The following is a 16263-nucleotide window of genomic DNA, read 5'->3' as shown; positions in this document are numbered from 1 at the left end:
GCTCCGGGGAGCCGAAAATGACAACAGCACATTCCCACGACGTTATCATCATCGGTGCCGGTCTGTCCGGCCTGCGCGCAGCGACACCGGGCCGCTGCAACTCAACTTGTTGGGCGCCTTGATCAGACGACCCGACCCAGCGCCAACCGGATTATGCGTCACCCGCCGGGAAGATGGTGAATTCTTAATTTTCCAGCCATGCCCGGAACGGCTAGGTTCACGCCAACACTTTCACCCGAAGGGAAATATCATGCGTCATCTGATGATGATCACTGTCAGCGCTGCGGCCATGTTCGCTGCCGGCTGCACGCCGGCCACCGACACGGCGGCGACCAACACCACCACAACGACCGAGACCACGGAGACCGTCATGTCCGACAACGAGCTGCTCGCGGAATGGACCGGTCCTTATGGCGGCACACCTGATTTTGAACACGCCAGCCTCGACGACCTCGCCGCGGCGATCCGCGAAGGCATGGCGATGAACCTGGCCGAGATCGACGCCATCACCGCCAATCCGGAACCGGCCAATTTCGAGAACACGATCATCGCGATGGAACGCTCCGGCGAGCCGCTCGGCCGTGTCTTCACCTTTTGGGGCATCTGGTCGTCGAATAATTCGACCGAGGAATTCCGTGATATCCGCAATGAATTGACGCCGGAACTGTCGGCTTTCAATTCCCAAGTCACCCAGAATGCAGCCCTGTTCGCCCGTATCCGCGCCGTCTATGAAGGCGATGAAATGGCGAGCCTGCGTCCCGATCAGCAGCGTCTGGTCTGGCTGACCTATAACAGCTTCGCCCGCAACGGTGCGACGCTGACCGGTCCCGCCGCCGAGCGTTATGCCGCGATCAGCCAGGAATTGGCCCAGCTCTACAATACCTTCAGCAATAATCTGCTGCATGATGAAGACACCTACGTCACCTATATCAGTGCCGACCAGCTGTCCGGCCTGCCGGAAAGCCTTGTCCAAGCGGCGGCGAATGCGGCGACGGATCGCGGGCATGAAGGCGAGTACGCCATCACCAATACCCGCTCCTCGATGGATCCATTCCTGACCTTCTCTGACGAGCGTGACCTGCGCGAGTCGGTGTGGCGGACCTATTACAGCCGCGGCAATAATGGCGACGAGTTCGACAATAACCAGCCCATTCTCGACATCCTGCGTCTGCGCGATGAGCGCGTTGAGCTGCTGGGATACGACAATTACGCCGAATGGCGCCTGGAAGACCGCATGGCCCAGACCCCGCAGCGGGCGATGGATCTGATGGAAGGTGTCTGGACCGCTGCCGTCGCGCGCATCCATGAAGAAGTCGCCGACATGCAGGCCTTGGCCGATAGCGAAGGCGCCGACATCACGATCGAGCCCTGGGATTATCGCTATTACGCCGAAAAAGTCCGTGCCGCTCGCTATGACCTCGATTCGGACGAAGTGAAGCAATATCTCCAGCTCGACAATCTGCGGCAGGCGATGTTCTACGTCGCCGGCGAATTGTTCGGCTTCGATTTCCGCGAGCTGCCGGCCGGTGAAGTCACCGTCTGGAACCCGGCCATGCGGGTCTTCGAAGTGACCGACCGGACCAGCGGCGAGAATGTCGGCCTGTGGTATCTCGACCCCTATGCCCGCCCAGGCAAGCAGTCGGGCGCTTGGGCGAATTCGCTGCGCGGCCACACCACCATTGATGGCGAAACCAATGTGCTGGCGACGAATAATTCCAATTTCGTGGAGCCTTCGCCGGGCCAGCCGGTTCTCGTCTCCTGGGATGATGCGACGACCTTCTTCCACGAATTCGGCCATGCGCTGCATGCGCTGTCTTCGAATGTCGATTATCCGACGCTGAATGGCGGCGTGCGCGACTTCACAGAATTCCAGTCGCAATTGCTCGAGCGCTGGTTGCTGACCCCGGAAGTGGTCAATAATTATCTCGTCAATACCGCCGGCGAGCCGATGCCGCAGGAATTGATCGCCCGCATCCGCGCGGCGAATAATTTCAACCAGGGCTTCTCGACCGGCGAATATCTCGCCTCGGCGCTGATGGACATGGTCTATCACACCACCGATCCAGCCGCGATCGGCGACGTCCAGACCTTCGAGCAAACCACGCTCGACAATCTTGGCATGCCGGACGAGATCGTGATGCGTCACCGCTCGACCCAGTTTGGTCATATCTTCGAGGGTGAAGGCTATGCGGCCGGGTATTACGGCTATATGTGGGCCGATGTCCTCACCGCTGATGCCGCCGAAGCCTTTGAAGAGGCTGGCAGCTATTACGATCCTGAAACCGCCCACCGCCTGGTCGAGACCCTGTTTGCCCCGCGCAACTCGGTCGACCCGGCCGAAGCCTACCGCGCCTTCCGCGGCCGCGACGCCGACGTCCAGGCCCTGATGCGCGACCGCGGCTTCCCCGTCACCGAATAGCGGCTACGGGACAAGTGAAAGCAACGGCCGGCGGGGTGACCCGCCGGCCGTTTGCCGCGCGGAGACTTTGGTGTGCGCGGGCAGAGCGACGGGCCCACTAGCCACCCGGCGCAAAATCGGTCAAAACGCGGCCATGACAACCCAGCTCTATCTCATCACTCCGCCGCGCATTGACGCGTCATTCGCCGAGACCTTGGCCGAGGCGCTGTCGAGCGGCGAAGTCGCTGCGCTGCAGATCCGGCTCAAGGATCATGCGCCCGACGAAATCCGCCAGCTGGCACCGCCGCTGATCGCGATCGCACAAGCGCACGGCGTTGCGGCGATCCTCAATGATGATGCCGAACTGGCCGCCGAACTGGGTTGCGATGGTGTGCATCTCGGGCAGGGCGATGGCGGGGTCAAGCAGGCCCGCGCCCTGCTTGGCAAGGAAAGCACCATCGGTGTGACCTGCCATGACAGCCGCCATCTGGCGATGCTGGCCGGCGAGGCGGGCGCCGATTATGTCGCTTTCGGTGCCTTCTTCCCGACCACGACCAAAGCGGTCACGCATCAGGCCGATATCGATTTGCTCAAATGGTGGGTCGAAGTATTTGAGCTGCCTTGCGTCGCCATTGGTGGCATCAATCTCGACAATGCCGCGCCCTTGATCGCGGCACGGGCCGATTTCATCGCTGTTTCCTCGGCGGTCTGGCAGTATCCGGAAGGGGCAGCCGCTGCCGTGATCGGCTTCAACGCCTTGTGCGCGGCGCGCTGAGCGCACGCAGCCCAAGTTACAAATACCTCAGTTTCCGACTCGTGGTCTTGACCTTGCCGCAATCGCATTGCTGTTAGGCGGCATGAAAATAATCTCTGCCCTCTGCCTGGGCCTCGCGCTCGCCGCGCCTGCCCTGGCGCAGTTTGACATCGAAACCCCTGCCGCCGCTGCCGCTGAGCCGCAGGAGGCCTTCCCCGCCGAACTGATGCTGCTGCCGCAAGACGTACAGGACGCAGCGATTGCCGGCATGGACGCCACAGAGGCCGAAGTTCCGACGACACTCAATCCCGCTGATGCGGCCTATTACCGAGCCCAGATCGCCTATATCGGCCAGGACTGGGAGTTGGCGCGGCGCTATGCCGAGACCGCTGCAGCGGGCGGCAATGCCGAAGCGGCCATGCTGGCCGGCATCATCGCCCGTGACGGGCTGACCGGCGATCCCGATTTTGCCGCCGCGACGCAATGGTTCCGCCGTGCCGCCGTCGAGGAAGCACCCATGGCGCTTTACCAGCTTGGCCTGCTGGCGCGGTTGGGCGATGCCTCGCTCGGCCTTGGATCGCCGCGCAGCTGGTTTGAACGCGCCGCGCGGGGCGGGCATGTCAATGCCATGGTCGCCTATGCGCTTGAGCTGAAGAATTCCCCCGTGCCACAGGATGCTCTGTCGGCCCGCGAATGGGCTGATCGCGCCGCGCAGCAGGGCTCGCCGGAAGGCATGTATCAGCTGGCGCAAATGCTCGATGCCGGTATTGGTGGCGCCGCCGATTCTGCCGGCGCCCGCACTTGGTATGAACGCGCCGCCAGCAATCGCCATGCCGAGGGGGCGTTTCAGGCAGCGATGATGTGGGCCAATGGCGAGGGCGGTGACCAGGACGACGCCACGGCGCTGCGCTGGATGCGGATTTCCGCCGAGAGCGGCTATGCGCCCGCCGAAGGCCAATATGGCTTGATGCTGTATCAGGGCCGCGGCGGCGATCCCGACCATGAAGCGGCAGCCTATTGGTTTGAGCAGGGCGCACGCGGCGGTGATGCAGAAAGCCAGTTTCTCTATGCCTACGCCCTGGCGCGCGGTGACGGGGTGACGACGGATCTGGAAACCGCCTATGGCTGGACGCTGATGGGCGCGGTCGATGCGCTGGGTGCGCCCGTGGGTGACCCGGATCGCGACCGGTTGCAGGCAGGACTGGAGCGGGCCTTGCCGCTCGATGTACAGCAACGCATCCAGGCCCAGGTCGCCGCGCTGCGCTAGTGCAGGAGTGCCGCGCCGCTTGCCGATATCCGTGCACGCTGATAGGAGAGCGCCACTCTGCGGCCAAAGGGTCGTGCGCAAGGTTTCCCAATAGGTGACGGCATGAAAATCAACGGCAATGAAATCCGCCCCGGCTATGTGCTGCAGCACCAGGACACGCTCTGGGTTGCGGTGAAGACTGACCACGTCAAGCCAGGCAAGGGCGGGGCCTTTGCCCAGGTCGAGATGAAGAACCTGCTCGACGGCCGCAAACTCAATGAACGCTTTCGCGCCGCCGACAAGGTCGAGCGCGTCCGTCTTGAGCAGCGCGACCAGACTTTCCTGTTCGATAGCGGCGAGACGCTGACCTTCATGGATGCGGAAAGCTTTGAGCAGATCGAATTGCGCAAGGAGTTCGTCGGCGAGGAACGCACTGCGTATCTGCAGGACGGGATGAATGTCGTGGTCGAGTTCCACGAAGAGCGCCCGATCAGCATTACGCTCCCGCAGTTCGTGACGCTGGAAATCACCGATACCGAGCCGGTCCAGAAGGGGCAAACTGCTGCCAACTCCTTCAAGCCGGCGACGCTGGAGAACGGCATCCGCATCGTGGTCCCGCCTTTCGTTGGTGCCGGCGAGCGCGTCGTGGTCAATACCGAAGATGGTTCTTACGTGAAACGGGCGGATTGATCCTGTGGGCACGCTTTCTCCCCTTCTGACAGTGATGGTCGATGTTGCCGGCCGGGCCGGCCGCAAGCTGAATCGCGATTTTCGCGATGTCGAACACCTGCAATATTCCAAGAAGGGGCCGGCCGATTTTGTCTCCATGGCCGATCACAAGTCCGAAGAGATCATCTATGACCGCCTGATGACGGCGCGGCCGGGCTATGGCTTCCTGATGGAAGAGCGCGGCATTGTTGAGGGCTCGGACAAATCGCACCGCTGGATCGTCGATCCGCTCGACGGCACCACAAATTATCTGCACGGCATGCCGCATTTCGCCGTCTCAATCGCGCTGGAGCGCGAGGGCGAACTGGTCGCGGGCGTGATCTATAACCCGGCGACCGACGAGATGTTTCACGCCGAAAAAGGTCGTGGCGCTTGGCTTGCCGACCGCCGCTTGCGCGTCGCTGGTCGCACCCAGCTCGATGAGGCCGTTTTCGCCACCGGCATGCCCTTCGTCGGCAAGACCGGCCATGCGAGCTTCCTCAAGGAATTGCACCAGGTCATGCCGCGCAGTGCCGGCATCCGCCGCATGGGCGCCGCCTCGCTCGATCTGGCTTGGGTCGCTGCCGGCCGGTTCGACGGTTTCTGGGAACGCGATCTGAAGCCTTGGGATATCGCCGCCGGCATCTTGCTGGTGCGCGAAGCGGGCGGTTATATTGCCGAGATTGATGGCGGCAAGGACGTGCTTTCAACCGGCAGTATCGCAGCGGGCAATGAAAGCATACTGGCGCAATTGCTGGAGCGGCTGAAAGCCGCCGCCTGACGCAAGCCCGGCCTGGCGGACAGAAAATCGCCAGTTCACCTTTGACCTCGCCACCAAATCGTCCCAATGCCTTGGGATGAGTGACGCAGCGAGTGATATGAGGGAAGCTATGCCGGTACAGCATGATGAGCGGATGATCGCGGTTCAGCCGGAAGTCCGCTTCACGGGTCCCTGGCGCTATATCGTCTGGATGGCTGTCTTCACGGCCGTTGTCGCGGCGCTGGCCCTCTTCCTCCACGTCCAGCTGATCGAAGCCTTTGAGGCCAATCCCGCCATTAATGGCGTGATCCTGGCGGTGTTGGTGATCGGCGTCGTCTACACCTTCGCGCAAGCGCTGGGGATCGGCCCTGCTGCCAATTGGCTGAAACGGTTCCGCTCGGCCGAGGCCGGCATCACCCTGCCGCCCCCGCCAGCCCTGATCGCGCCGATGGCCTCGATGATCGGCGAAACCGATGGCCGTGTCCGTCTCTCGGCAGGTTCCGTGCGTACGGTGCTGGATTCGGTTGGCGCTCGGATGTCGGAGGCAGGTGCGTTCACTCGCTATTTCGGACGCCTGCTGATTTTCCTCGGCCTGCTCGGGACCTTTTGGGGTCTGCTCGCCGTGGTCTCAGATGTCGGTGCCGCTGTGCGCGCCGTGACCGAAAGCTCCAGCGGTGGTGAAGCCGATGTGATGCGGCTGATGGCGGCGATCCAGGATCCGATCGAGGGCATGGGCACCGCCTTTGCATCCTCGCTGTTCGGTCTGGCGGGTTCGCTAGTGATTGGCTTTCTCGATCTGCAGGCCAGTCGGGCGCAGAACCGTTTCTATAATGAGATCGAGGAATGGCTCTCCTCCATCTCGCGTCTCTCGGCTGCCGGACCGGCAACCAGCGGCGATGGCGAGTCTTCAACGGCCTATGTTGGCGCCCTGCTGGAGCAGACCGCCGAGACGCTGGACCGTCTCTCCCACACGTTGGAACGTCATACGCGCCAGCTCGACATCACCATGCAACGCTTCGCCGAAGATGCCCGCGAAGGGCAGCAGGAAGCGGCACGGGCCTTACGTGACGAAATCCGCGTTTTGATCCGAACCCTCGAAGCCCGGGACCGGGGGAGCGAATAGGTCATGGCGGGGCCGCGCTTTTCCCACTTCTACGAAGCCGAAAATGGCGATCACTGGCCCGGCTTTGTCGACGCCTTGGCGACCTTGCTGCTCGTCATCGTCTTCCTGCTCTCGATCTTCGTCGCCGGGCAGTTCGCGCTGTCGCGTGCCCTGACCGGTCGTGACCAGCAATTGGCCGACCTCAATGCGCAACTTTCCCAGCTCGCCACCGAGCTCGATCTGGCCCACGACGAAAATGCCGCGCTGGAAGTGCGCATCACCGGCCTGGTTGATGAACGCGATGCGTTGAACGGGGCGCTGGCGATGGCCTATGGCCAAGCCGAATCGATGAGTGCCGAGCTCGATGCCGAACGTGAAATGTCCTCCGAATCGATGCGGGCCCTGGCGCTGCTGAACCAGCAGATGCAGGTCTTGCGTGACCAGATCGCGACCCTCAATGCGGCGCTCGATGCGTCCGAGGTCCGCGCTCATGATGCCGAGGTGCAGGTCGTCAATCTTGGCGAACGTCTCAATGCTGCCCTGGCCGAACGCGCCGCCGAATTGGCGGTCTATCGCTCTGACTTCTTTGGCCGGTTGGTCTCAATTCTCGGCAATCGCACCGGCGTGCGCGTTGTCGGCGACCGCTTCGTGTTCGAGACCGATGTGTTGTTCCCGTCAGGCTCGGCGGCGCTGTCGAATGAGGGGCGTGAAAGCCTGCGTCCGATCGCGGCGGCGATCATCCAACTGACAACGGAAATCCCATCCGACCTGCAATGGGTGATCCGGATTGACGGCCACACCGATGCGGTGCCGATACGCACCACCTATCCCTCCAACTGGCACCTTTCGGCAGCGCGGGCGATCTCTGTCGTGCAATGGATGGAGCAATTGGGCGTGCCCTCGGAACGGCTTGTCGCCGCCGGCTTTGGCGAGTTCCATCCGCTCGTGCCTGGTCACACCGCCGAGGATAATGCCCGCAATCGCCGCATCGAGCTGAAACTGACTTCGCGCTAGCGTAGCGGGGAAAGGCGAGCGTCAAAATCCCTGAAGCAGACGGCTCACGCCTCTTCCTGTGCCCACCATGGGGTGGGGAGCGACATGCCTTCCCGCTCGATCCGGTCATTATGGGCCCTGATGGCATCGGCATTGTCGTCGAGCCAGCGTCGTGATTTTTCGGCCTTCAGGGCGTCGGCTTGTGATGTGACATCCTCGCGGATAGCCGGGTCTCTGCGTTTGCGGTGAGCGGGTGTTTCGAATTTCATCGGACGGGTCTCCTGCGATGTGCGCAAAATTATGCGCGTCGGACAGACGCATGTCGAGAATCGCTGATCGATGCGGGCGCTGTGCCAACAGGCCGACTCATTCGCTCGCTTGCCTCGCGTCGCGTCTTCAGGTATCAGCCGCGCTCCTGAGAGATATCAGCTGTGTGCGTCACGCGAGTTGGCGTGGCACAGCGAGAGAAGAAAGCCGGACCGATGAAACAAGATATCCATCCCGATTATCACGTCATCAACGTCGTGATGACCAATGGGACGACCTTCCAGACCAAATCCACCTATGGCAAGGAAGGCGACACGATCAATCTCGACATCGATCCGACATCGCACCCGGCCTGGACCGGCGGCAATCAACACCTGCTCGACCGCGCTGGCCGCGTCTCGCGCTTCAAGGACAAGTTCAAAGGCTTCGCTTGAGGCTTTACGAACTGACCTGATTGAAAAGGGCGCGATCCTCACCGGATCGCGCCCTTTCTCTATTCCGCAATGTCGAGAATGCAAAAAGGCCTCCCGAAGCGATCCGGGAGGCCTTTTTGTGGGATGGCAGTGCGATCAGCCCTGGCTGAAGGCGCCGCGCAGTCTTTCCATATGGTCGGCGACCGGATTGCTCTCTGCGTCCGGCATGCCGTCGGCATAGAGATTGTCGTCGGTCCGCTTGAGGCGGGCATAGAGCGAGCGTGAGCGTTCGACCAGATTAAGCAGGATGGGCGGCGGCGTGTCGCCTTCAGGCCAAACCTGTTCGGTCGGGCGGTCGCTGCCGAGACGGTATTTGCCGTCGGTCGCGTCTTCAGCCGACATTTCGCCTTCGGCGACGGCGCGCTGGGCGAGCAACCAGGAGGCGGCCTGCATCAGGCGTGTCGTCAGCTTCATGCTTTCCGTCGCATAGGCGAGGGCGCCGGCCCGATTGAGGGACTTGGCATCGTCGCGGCCGGTGCCGTCGAGATAGCTCGCGGTTTCCTCCACCAGGTCCATGCCCTCGCGGAACAGTTTGCCGAACATCTCGGATTTCGAGAAATCCATCGCTCGCGCTGCCGGGGCGGAACCGGCGGGGAAAAGGGTAGGGGTCTGGCTATTGGTCATCATCCGTCCAGTCGTCCGTCTATCATCAGCTTCAGGCGATTCGTAGCAAAGCTCGGGCCAGAATGGGCCAATTGATTGATTAAATCTTGAACACGGCGTCTGCGGCACTCAGCCCGGCGCGCTTTTTCTCAGTGATGGCGTCGATCCGTTGGATTTCCGTCTCAAGCAGATCGCGCCGTTCGGCCAGATCGGACAGCGACAGCGCGCTGAGATCGGCGCCGGGGATAATCGCCTCGGGCTTGAGGCTACTTGCGGCGGGTTCTTCGTCATGGAACATGGTGGTCTCCCTCGCAGTCGGCATCGCAGTGTGGCCTTGCGGCCTGGCGCTGAGCATAACCGTTAGTCTGGAAAAATCACATGCCCGGCACGAAAACAAATCGCATCGTAACCGCCAACCCGCCCGGTGGGCCTGACGCCTTGCAGGTCGAGACGCGCGCCCTGCTACAGCCCGGACCCGGTGAAATCCTGATCCGTGCGGCCGCTTGCGGCGTCAACCGACCCGATCAGATAGAGCGCATGGGCTTCTACCCGGCGCCGCAAGGCGCGCCCGAAGGGTTGGGCCTGGAAGCGTCGGGCCATGTCGAGGCGCTGGGTGAGGGTGTTGCGGGATTTGCCGTCGGTGATGCGGTCTGCGCCCTGGTCGCGGGCGGCGGCTATTCCGATTATGTGATCGCGCCGGCCGGCTCGGTGCTGCCCCTGCCGGCCGGCCTCGATCTGGTCGAAGCTGCGGGATTACCGGAAACGGTTTTCACCGTCTGGGCGAATGTGTTCGAGATTGGCGCATTGTTGCAAGGCGAAACAATCTTGATCCATGGCGGATCGAGCGGGATCGGCACAACGGCGATCCAGATGGCGAAAGCCGCCGGCGCACGGGTTTTCACCACCGCCGGCAGTGACGAGAAATGTGCGCTTTGCGAGCGGCTCGGTGCAGATCGCGCGATCAATTACCGCGACCAGGATTTCGAAGCCGTGGTCACGCAAGCCGGCGGTGCCGATCTCGTGCTCGACATGGTCGGCGGCAGCTATGTGCAGAAAAACATCAATCTGGCCCGCTCCGGTGGACGCCTCGTTTCAATCGCCTTTTTGCAGGGTAGCCGGGTCGATCTGGATTTGATGCGGGTCATGCTCAAGCGCCTGACTTTGACCGGTTCAACCCTGCGCGCACGGCCCAATGCCGAGAAGGCCCGGCTTGCTGCGGCCTTGCGCCAGACCGTCTGGCCATGGATAGAAGCTGGTCAATTGCGGCCCGTGATCGATACACGTTTTGCGCTCGCCGATGTGCAGGCGGCACACGAACGGCTCGATTCGGGCGCCCATTCGGGGAAGATTCTGCTGATCCCCTGAGGTTCGGGAGTGATAGCCACTTTGCAGACCCGCCCCGCTGCGATATAGAGGCGGCAAATCGCTTGGCTGGACTGATGCTCAGACCGCTAGCGTCGGAAGCCCAAGCCCGGCACCGCGTCGGGCTTTTTTTATTTCTCCGAAGGAGCAAGACATGACCGAGATCCTGATGCCGAAAGCCACGGCGGTCTGGCTCGTTGACAACACCTCGCTGACCTTTGACCAGATTGCGGACTTTTGCGGCCTGCACCCCCTGGAAGTCAAAGGCATTGCCGATGGCGATGTTGCCGTTGGCGTGCGCGGTGCCGATCCGATTTCGAACGGGCAATTGACGCGCGAGGAAATCGCCAAGGCCGAAGGCAAGTCAACATTCCGGATGACGCCGGTGCAGCCGAAATATTCCGATCTGCACCAGCCGGCCAAACGTCGCGGTCCGCGCTATACGCCGCTGTCGCGCCGTCAGAACCGGCCCGATGCCATCGCTTGGCTGGTCCGCAACCACCCGGAATTGTCCGATCCGCAAATCTCGAAACTGGTCGGCACGACCAAGACGACGATTGCTGCGGTGCGTGATCGCACCCACTGGAATTCCGGCAGCATCAAGCCGACCGACCCGGTATCGCTCGGCCTGTGCAGCCAGATTGATCTCGACGAGCAGGTCAAGAAGGCCTCATCGCGCCGCCGCAAGATCGAGGAAGAAAACCCGGAACTGCTGGCCGATACGCTGAAGCCACGCGATCAGCTTGTCGCCGAGCCGGAGGAATTCCGGGCCAGCGAAGTCAATCTCGAGACCCTGTTCGGCAGCCCGTCGAAAAAGGGTAATGACGAAACAGACGAATAGGCAGAACTGGGGCCAGAACTTCTCGGGGGCGGGCACTCCAACTTGTACCAGTTCTGGTCCCTCTCTCGCTCAACTATGAAATACCGTTTCATCGCGTATCAACAAACGCGCGGGTAGGGGAACTATGAGCATCGCAAGCGAAAAGTTGAATCCTACCGGCACAGTCTTGGCATTTGTTGCGATTCTCATCCTCGCGCTCTGGCTGCGACTTCCAACGGATGAGGGACATCTATTCAACATAGACGAAGTGATTCCAGTTGAAGTATCAAAAGCCATGATCGAGCATGGGAATTTGAATCCCAATTGGGCTCTAGCAAATCTCCCAGACTATTTCAGGTATGATCAATATAATTTCTACTTTTACATGATTATTGGACATTTATCCCAGCTAATGGGCGACATATTTGATATATCTGATCTTACCAGCCTTCGTTTTCTCAATATTATCTGCAGTTTACTTACGATCACGCTGATCGGGCTCGCGCTCCGGAATTTTGGATTACCCCGGCGATATGTCGCGATCACCGGCGTCGTGCTCTGCTTCGCGCCGACCTTGGTGTTTGACGCAGCCATCGCCCGTCCGGAAAGCTTGACCTACTTCGTGGTTGCGCTTGGCGTATATGTTGTATCAACGCGGCTCAACCAAGGACTAATGACTATTGCGTTAGCTGCGATTATTGCGATGGGTGTGGCAATTAAGGTCACCATGGCCGTCCTGATCTTCCCATTGCTGATTTTGTTTCTTTTCTTTCGCGATGAAGACGCGAGGTCGACCGTTAAGACGGCTGCTCTTTTCGGTGTCGCATTTTTGGTCACGCTGTTTGTGATCGCGCCCTACGCATTTATCAATTATGAGACGACGATCCACGGTTTTCTTGCCTTGAGGGAGCAATACAATGGTCTGCACCCCCCCCACTCGTTGCTTGAGACTCACGTGTTGTCCTACACGTTCTGGATCCTGAGATTCTTCCTGGAACTCTACGGATTTTGGTTCTTGTTTGCGACGGTCGGCTTCGCCATTGCGTCCCCGGCCAGAAGGGTAATAATCGCGGCGCTGCTTATTCCATTTTTCATTCTTCTAATATACTTCGGCACAAAGACAGTGTTTTTTGAGCGCAATTTTGCTCACACCATCCCATTGGTGTTGATTGCTGGTATTGTCGGGCTGCAAACTATTTCTGAGCGTTTCCTGAAGGGCAAGATGGGCGTTGCGATTGCGGCCATTGCTCTAATTCCGGGCGTCTACTGGTCATTACAGATTGCAGAGAGCGTGTATGACACAACCAAACCTCTGGAACAGTTTGAGGCGCAACAGGGTTTGACGGCATTTTTGCGCATTGGAGACCCTTCAGTCATGAATGTCGCACCGCCGCCAGCTTGCGGCCAAATTTCGTTTCGCGATTACAATGATGCATTCTCAAGACGCTACCGGGCGCAGCTCCAGATCAGCGGCTACCGAGAGGTCAATCGATTCACGAGCAGATTCGCGCCGCTCGCTGGGAGCACCCTTCAGACCTATCTGGAGAGCAACTCCCTTTATTTTCAGAAGAACTGTTAGGGCTGACCTCACCCATCGGTAGCGTGGCATGAGGTTGCCAGCGTGCGCTGTATGCCTCGCACCTGCGGCGCGTGGGTCAGTTTGGCTTTACGGTGTAATTGAGTGCCATCCGGCCGCCATCGGCATAGATGGTGGTGCCAGTGATATAGCTGGAATCCTTCGAGGCGAGGAATGACGCCACCGACGCGATCTCGTCCGGATCGCCGATCCGGCCCATCGGCGTACGTGACAACATCTTGTCCATCGCGGCCTTGTCGTCATTCACCGATTTGAGCACATCGGTATTGATGCTGCCCGGCCCGATCGCATTGACGCGAATGCCGTATTTGGCCAACGACAGGGCCATGGATTTGGTCAGCTGGTTGAGCGCGCCTTTGCTGGTGCAATAGGCGAGCTGATCGGGGATCGCCATGATCCCGTTGACCGAAGACATATTAATGATGGCATAGCGGCGGCGGGCATCATCGGGGCGTTCGCCGCTCTCCTCGATCTGATCGACCATCTGTTTGGCGCATTCGCGGGCGACCAGGAAAGCGCCGCGCAGATTGACGTTGATGACGCGGTCGAAATCGGCTTCGGACAATTCGAGAATATCGCCGCGTGCGACCACGCCCGCATTATTGACGAGCACGTCGAGCCGGTCGAAGGCCGAGCGCGTTTCCGCCAGAAGATTGCTGACCGAGAGCCTGTCCGAGACGTCGCAGGGCACAAACAGTGCCTTGCCGCGATCACCGCCCAACTCGCTGGCTAGCGCCGTGCCGGCAGTGGCGTCGATATCGGCAATGACGACATTGCAGCCGTCTTCGCTGAGACGGCGGGCGCAAGCCTTGCCGATCCCGTTTGCACCGCCGGTGATGATTGCAACCCGATCGCCAGAAGCCATAAAATCAGACCTTCCTGTCAAACCGGCGCTTCAAGCGCCGTCCAATTGTCTCAACTGGCACAGGCTGAGGCGTTAGGCAACGCAGCCGCCAGACCAGGTCAGCGCGGTATCAGGGGTGACGGGTCCGCTCGAAATCGGCGGTAATTTGGGGGTCGTCCGGGGAAAGCTGGTGCGCCCGCTGATAAAGCGGCAAGGCCTCATCGAGACGTCCGACAGCTTCCAGCGCGGTCGCTTGCGAGTGAATGATGGCCCCGGTGTCGGGTTCGATCGCAGCCGCTTCTTCGCACAGCGGCAGCGCCGTGTCCGCGCGCCCGTCCTGGATCAGGGTCCAGCACAGCATGTTCAGCGAGGACCCGTTTTCCGGCTCCATCTCAACAGCGCGGCGGGCGTCGGCGACGGCAGCGCCGGTCATGCCGGCGTCAAGCAGGGCGCTCGAGCGATTGAGCCATGCACCCATCCAGTCTGGTTCCAGCCGTACAATGGCGTCGTAGGACACCACGGCATCGGCCGGGCGTTCCATTTGCTGGTAGGCAAAACCCATATTGAGATAGGTCAGAACGTCATCAGGCATTTCGCCCGCAGCGTGCTGCAAATCGCTCAGTGCCCCGTCCAACTGCCCGAGCTGGAGCCGGGCGATGCCGCGATTGCGCCACAGCGTCGGATCGGCAATTTCGGCATGCTGCGTGTCGGCGATGGCGAAGGCCATGTTGAAGGCCGAGAGGGCCTCGGGATAATGCTCGCCGGCCAGATAGGCGCTGGCGAGCGCTGCATAGGTGTGGACTTCGGCTTCCGGCGTTTGTTCGTTTTCGCTCAGACATTGCTCCAGTAGCCCGGCGGCGGTTTCGCCATCACCCGCATCAAGCGCGGCATAGCCACTCGCGCAGGCATCGTCAGGATCAGGGGCGGCAGCCATGGCCGGCCAGGCGAGGCAGAGGGAAAAGACGGTGGCGGTCAGGATGCGCATTCAGATCTCCGTTTCCCCCGCAGGCCAAGTTTTCAGCACTCTACAACGCAAAAGGGGCGGCCCGAAAGCCGCCCCCCTGAAATTCATCACCCCACGAAGCTTCTAAGCTCGTTGGTTCGTAGGGCTTCTATCTGTTCCTTCAGTCGAAGTTTCTCCTTCTTCATCCGCGCGACCTCAAGCGAATCCGCCGACGGGTGTTTGAAAACCTCATCGATTTTGGCGTCCAGACGCATATGACGGGCGTCGAGCTCACGAATGCGGGCTGCGATTGGCATGGATTAAACTCCTCTGGTGAAGTGGATGAATGGATTGAAGCACGTTCCGGCGCTATGTCTACTCACGAAACGTTTCGGGGTTACGTGATGATGAAAACAGACCGCCTGATTGTTGGGGTCTCGGGGGCCTCCGGGATCATCTACGGCATCCGCGCGCTGGAGGCCCTGAAGGCGCTGGGGATTGAAAGTCACATGGTGGCCTCAAAAGCCGCCGAGATGACGCTGCGCTACGAGACGTCGCTGTCGATCGCCGAATTCCGTGCTGGCGCTGACCATGTTTACAAAATGCCCGATGTCGGTGCGGCGATTGCCTCGGGCTCGTTCAAGACGCGCGGCATGCTGATCGCGCCCTGCTCGGTGCGGACCATGTCTGAGATCGCCTCGGGCGTGACCTCCAGTCTTTTGACCCGCGCGGCTGACGTCGTGCTCAAAGAGCGGCGGCGCCTTGTGTTGATGGTGCGCGAGACGCCGTTTCACCTCGGACACCTGCGCACGATGGCTACACTGACCGAAATGGGCGCTGTAATTTGCCCGCCACTGCCGGCCTTTTATGCCCACCCGGTCACGATTGATGACCTGGTCGACCAGTCTGTCGGGCGGGCGCTGGACCTGTTCGGGCTCGACTGGGCCTCAACCCGGCGCTGGGGCGAGGACCTCGAAGGCGGGCGTCGCTGATAGACCGCAGGCAATGCGTCGAATTCAGAGACTCGGAGATTCCATTGGCGGACAAATGGGACTATCATCAGCGCTTCGGCGCGACGGGTGCCGACGGACGCTTCCAGTCTCCGCAGGATCCGCACGGCCAACTTGGCCAGAAATGAGACCGTACTGAAATGGACGGAGAGTTCTTGGATCAACAGGAGCTTCGGTCGCGCATTCTCAGCATGCGTAACGAGCACGAGGCCCTGAATAATGAGGTCGACGCCTTGGCCGAAAACGGCGTCGTCGACCAGCTCAAGCTGGCGCGTCTGAAAAAGGAAAAGCTGCGGATCAAAGACAGTCTCGCAGCCCTCAACGACCAGCTGACGCCCGATATTATTGCCTGATTGGAATTGACGTTCGCGGCGCTCTTGGCG

19 protein-coding genes are annotated in these 16263 nt (G+C 60.7%); 13 read left to right on the top strand and 6 right to left on the bottom strand.

Features of this window, described 5'->3' with window-relative positions; translation table 11 throughout:
- The first annotated feature begins 250 nt into the window (after positions 1–250).
- From AAC029_RS03735 to AAC029_RS03705, 7 genes are all read left to right on the top strand, one after another.
- Positions 251–2419 (top strand): M3 family metallopeptidase, encoded by a 2169-nt coding sequence (locus AAC029_RS03735; protein ID WP_339744101.1) that lies wholly within the window; start codon positions 251–253, stop codon positions 2417–2419.
- A gap of 133 nt (positions 2420–2552) precedes the next feature.
- On the top strand, positions 2553–3173 hold the full coding sequence (thiE, locus tag AAC029_RS03730; protein ID WP_339744098.1) for a thiamine phosphate synthase: 621 nt from the start codon (positions 2553–2555) through the stop codon (positions 3171–3173).
- Between the two features lie 82 nt (positions 3174–3255).
- On the top strand, positions 3256–4419 hold the full coding sequence (locus AAC029_RS03725; protein ID WP_339744096.1) for a tetratricopeptide repeat protein: 1164 nt from the start codon (positions 3256–3258) through the stop codon (positions 4417–4419).
- A gap of 102 nt (positions 4420–4521) precedes the next feature.
- Positions 4522–5088: an elongation factor P gene (gene efp / locus AAC029_RS03720; RefSeq protein ID WP_339744093.1), complete on the top strand. Its 567-nt coding sequence runs from the start codon at positions 4522–4524 to the stop codon at positions 5086–5088.
- Between the two features lie 4 nt (positions 5089–5092).
- Positions 5093–5887, top strand: coding sequence for an inositol monophosphatase family protein (locus tag AAC029_RS03715; RefSeq protein ID WP_339744091.1), 795 nt, complete (start codon positions 5093–5095; stop codon positions 5885–5887).
- A 97-nt stretch (positions 5888–5984) separates the two neighbouring features.
- Positions 5985–6989: a hypothetical protein gene (locus tag AAC029_RS03710; RefSeq protein WP_339744089.1), complete on the top strand. Its 1005-nt coding sequence runs from the start codon at positions 5985–5987 to the stop codon at positions 6987–6989.
- A gap of 3 nt (positions 6990–6992) precedes the next feature.
- Positions 6993–7982, top strand: coding sequence for a peptidoglycan-binding protein (locus AAC029_RS03705; protein WP_339744087.1), 990 nt, complete (start codon positions 6993–6995; stop codon positions 7980–7982).
- 44 nt (positions 7983–8026) lie between these two features.
- On the opposite strand, the gene AAC029_RS03700 is transcribed toward AAC029_RS03705, so the two are convergent.
- Positions 8027–8230, bottom strand: coding sequence for a type II toxin-antitoxin system CcdA family antitoxin (locus AAC029_RS03700; RefSeq protein WP_339744085.1), 204 nt, complete (start codon positions 8228–8230; stop codon positions 8027–8029).
- A gap of 213 nt (positions 8231–8443) precedes the next feature.
- Here AAC029_RS03700 and rpmE point away from each other — a divergent pair, with 213 nt between their 5' ends.
- The gene (gene rpmE, locus AAC029_RS03695; protein ID WP_339744082.1) at positions 8444–8662 is read left to right on the top strand and encodes a 50S ribosomal protein L31; all 219 of its coding nucleotides are present in this window, start codon (positions 8444–8446) and stop codon (positions 8660–8662) included.
- A gap of 135 nt (positions 8663–8797) precedes the next feature.
- Here rpmE and AAC029_RS03690 read toward each other — a convergent pair whose 3' ends face one another.
- Positions 8798–9325, bottom strand: coding sequence for a DUF1465 family protein (locus tag AAC029_RS03690; RefSeq protein ID WP_339744079.1), 528 nt, complete (start codon positions 9323–9325; stop codon positions 8798–8800).
- Between the two features lie 79 nt (positions 9326–9404).
- Positions 9405–9602 (bottom strand): DUF1192 domain-containing protein, encoded by a 198-nt coding sequence (locus AAC029_RS03685; protein ID WP_339744077.1) that lies wholly within the window; start codon positions 9600–9602, stop codon positions 9405–9407.
- A gap of 80 nt (positions 9603–9682) precedes the next feature.
- Here AAC029_RS03685 and AAC029_RS03680 point away from each other — a divergent pair, with 80 nt between their 5' ends.
- The 3 genes from AAC029_RS03680 (at position 9683) to AAC029_RS03670 (ending at position 13065) form a co-directional block, all read left to right on the top strand.
- A complete protein-coding gene (locus AAC029_RS03680) occupies positions 9683–10669 on the top strand; it encodes an NAD(P)H-quinone oxidoreductase (protein ID WP_339744075.1) in 987 nt (328 codons plus the stop codon).
- A 151-nt stretch (positions 10670–10820) separates the two neighbouring features.
- On the top strand, positions 10821–11507 hold the full coding sequence (locus tag AAC029_RS03675) for a cell cycle transcriptional regulator TrcR (RefSeq protein WP_339744071.1): 687 nt from the start codon (positions 10821–10823) through the stop codon (positions 11505–11507).
- Positions 11508–11631: 124 nt separating this feature from the next.
- Positions 11632–13065, top strand: coding sequence for a hypothetical protein (locus AAC029_RS03670; protein ID WP_339744069.1), 1434 nt, complete (start codon positions 11632–11634; stop codon positions 13063–13065).
- 76 nt (positions 13066–13141) lie between these two features.
- Here the strand turns inward: AAC029_RS03670 and AAC029_RS03665 are convergent, their stop codons facing one another.
- The 3 genes from AAC029_RS03665 to AAC029_RS03655 form a co-directional block, all read right to left on the bottom strand.
- Positions 13142–13948, bottom strand: coding sequence for an SDR family NAD(P)-dependent oxidoreductase (locus AAC029_RS03665; RefSeq protein WP_339744067.1), 807 nt, complete (start codon positions 13946–13948; stop codon positions 13142–13144).
- Positions 13949–14057: 109 nt separating this feature from the next.
- Complete coding sequence (locus AAC029_RS03660; protein WP_339744065.1) at positions 14058–14912, bottom strand: tetratricopeptide repeat protein; 855 nt, start codon at positions 14910–14912, stop codon at positions 14058–14060.
- Between the two features lie 86 nt (positions 14913–14998).
- A complete protein-coding gene (locus AAC029_RS03655; protein WP_339744062.1) occupies positions 14999–15187 on the bottom strand; it encodes a DUF465 domain-containing protein in 189 nt (62 codons plus the stop codon).
- 87 nt (positions 15188–15274) lie between these two features.
- Between AAC029_RS03655 and AAC029_RS03650 the strand changes: the two genes are divergently transcribed.
- Both AAC029_RS03650 and AAC029_RS03645 read left to right on the top strand, forming a co-directional pair.
- Positions 15275–15862 (top strand): UbiX family flavin prenyltransferase, encoded by a 588-nt coding sequence (locus tag AAC029_RS03650; RefSeq protein ID WP_339744060.1) that lies wholly within the window; start codon positions 15275–15277, stop codon positions 15860–15862.
- Positions 15863–16071: 209 nt separating this feature from the next.
- Positions 16072–16233: a DUF465 domain-containing protein gene (locus AAC029_RS03645; RefSeq protein WP_339744057.1), complete on the top strand. Its 162-nt coding sequence runs from the start codon at positions 16072–16074 to the stop codon at positions 16231–16233.
- Positions 16234–16263 lie beyond the last annotated feature (30 nt).

Source organism: uncultured Maricaulis sp. (assembly GCF_963975345.1).
Classification (GTDB): domain Bacteria; phylum Pseudomonadota; class Alphaproteobacteria; order Caulobacterales; family Maricaulaceae; genus Maricaulis.
Note: the sequence above shows the minus strand (reverse complement) of the source record. Positions and strands in the feature narration are given on the sequence as shown.

What these genes read in the sequence shown, in the direction of transcription:
- AAC029_RS03690 (WP_339744079.1), bottom strand. Translation starts at nt 9,325, where the DNA reads ATGACCAATAGCCAGACCCCTACCCTTTTCCCCGCCGGTTCCGCCCCG.
- AAC029_RS03725 (WP_339744096.1), top strand. Translation starts at nt 3,256, where the DNA reads ATGAAAATAATCTCTGCCCTCTGCCTGGGCCTCGCGCTCGCCGCGCCT.
- AAC029_RS03710 (WP_339744089.1), top strand. Translation starts at nt 5,985, where the DNA reads ATGAGGGAAGCTATGCCGGTACAGCATGATGAGCGGATGATCGCGGTT.
- efp (WP_339744093.1), top strand. Translation starts at nt 4,522, where the DNA reads ATGAAAATCAACGGCAATGAAATCCGCCCCGGCTATGTGCTGCAGCAC.
- AAC029_RS03675 (WP_339744071.1), top strand. Translation starts at nt 10,821, where the DNA reads ATGACCGAGATCCTGATGCCGAAAGCCACGGCGGTCTGGCTCGTTGAC.
- AAC029_RS03655 (WP_339744062.1), bottom strand. Translation starts at nt 15,187, where the DNA reads ATGCCAATCGCAGCCCGCATTCGTGAGCTCGACGCCCGTCATATGCGT.
- rpmE (WP_339744082.1), top strand. Translation starts at nt 8,444, where the DNA reads ATGAAACAAGATATCCATCCCGATTATCACGTCATCAACGTCGTGATG.
- AAC029_RS03705 (WP_339744087.1), top strand. Translation starts at nt 6,993, where the DNA reads ATGGCGGGGCCGCGCTTTTCCCACTTCTACGAAGCCGAAAATGGCGAT.
- AAC029_RS03700 (WP_339744085.1), bottom strand. Translation starts at nt 8,230, where the DNA reads ATGAAATTCGAAACACCCGCTCACCGCAAACGCAGAGACCCGGCTATC.
- thiE (WP_339744098.1), top strand. Translation starts at nt 2,553, where the DNA reads ATGACAACCCAGCTCTATCTCATCACTCCGCCGCGCATTGACGCGTCA.
- AAC029_RS03670 (WP_339744069.1), top strand. Translation starts at nt 11,632, where the DNA reads ATGAGCATCGCAAGCGAAAAGTTGAATCCTACCGGCACAGTCTTGGCA.
- AAC029_RS03735 (WP_339744101.1), top strand. Translation starts at nt 251, where the DNA reads ATGCGTCATCTGATGATGATCACTGTCAGCGCTGCGGCCATGTTCGCT.
- AAC029_RS03645 (WP_339744057.1), top strand. Translation starts at nt 16,072, where the DNA reads ATGCGTAACGAGCACGAGGCCCTGAATAATGAGGTCGACGCCTTGGCC.
- AAC029_RS03665 (WP_339744067.1), bottom strand. Translation starts at nt 13,948, where the DNA reads ATGGCTTCTGGCGATCGGGTTGCAATCATCACCGGCGGTGCAAACGGG.
- AAC029_RS03660 (WP_339744065.1), bottom strand. Translation starts at nt 14,912, where the DNA reads ATGCGCATCCTGACCGCCACCGTCTTTTCCCTCTGCCTCGCCTGGCCG.
- AAC029_RS03685 (WP_339744077.1), bottom strand. Translation starts at nt 9,602, where the DNA reads ATGTTCCATGACGAAGAACCCGCCGCAAGTAGCCTCAAGCCCGAGGCG.
- AAC029_RS03680 (WP_339744075.1), top strand. Translation starts at nt 9,683, where the DNA reads ATGCCCGGCACGAAAACAAATCGCATCGTAACCGCCAACCCGCCCGGT.
- AAC029_RS03650 (WP_339744060.1), top strand. Translation starts at nt 15,275, where the DNA reads ATGATGAAAACAGACCGCCTGATTGTTGGGGTCTCGGGGGCCTCCGGG.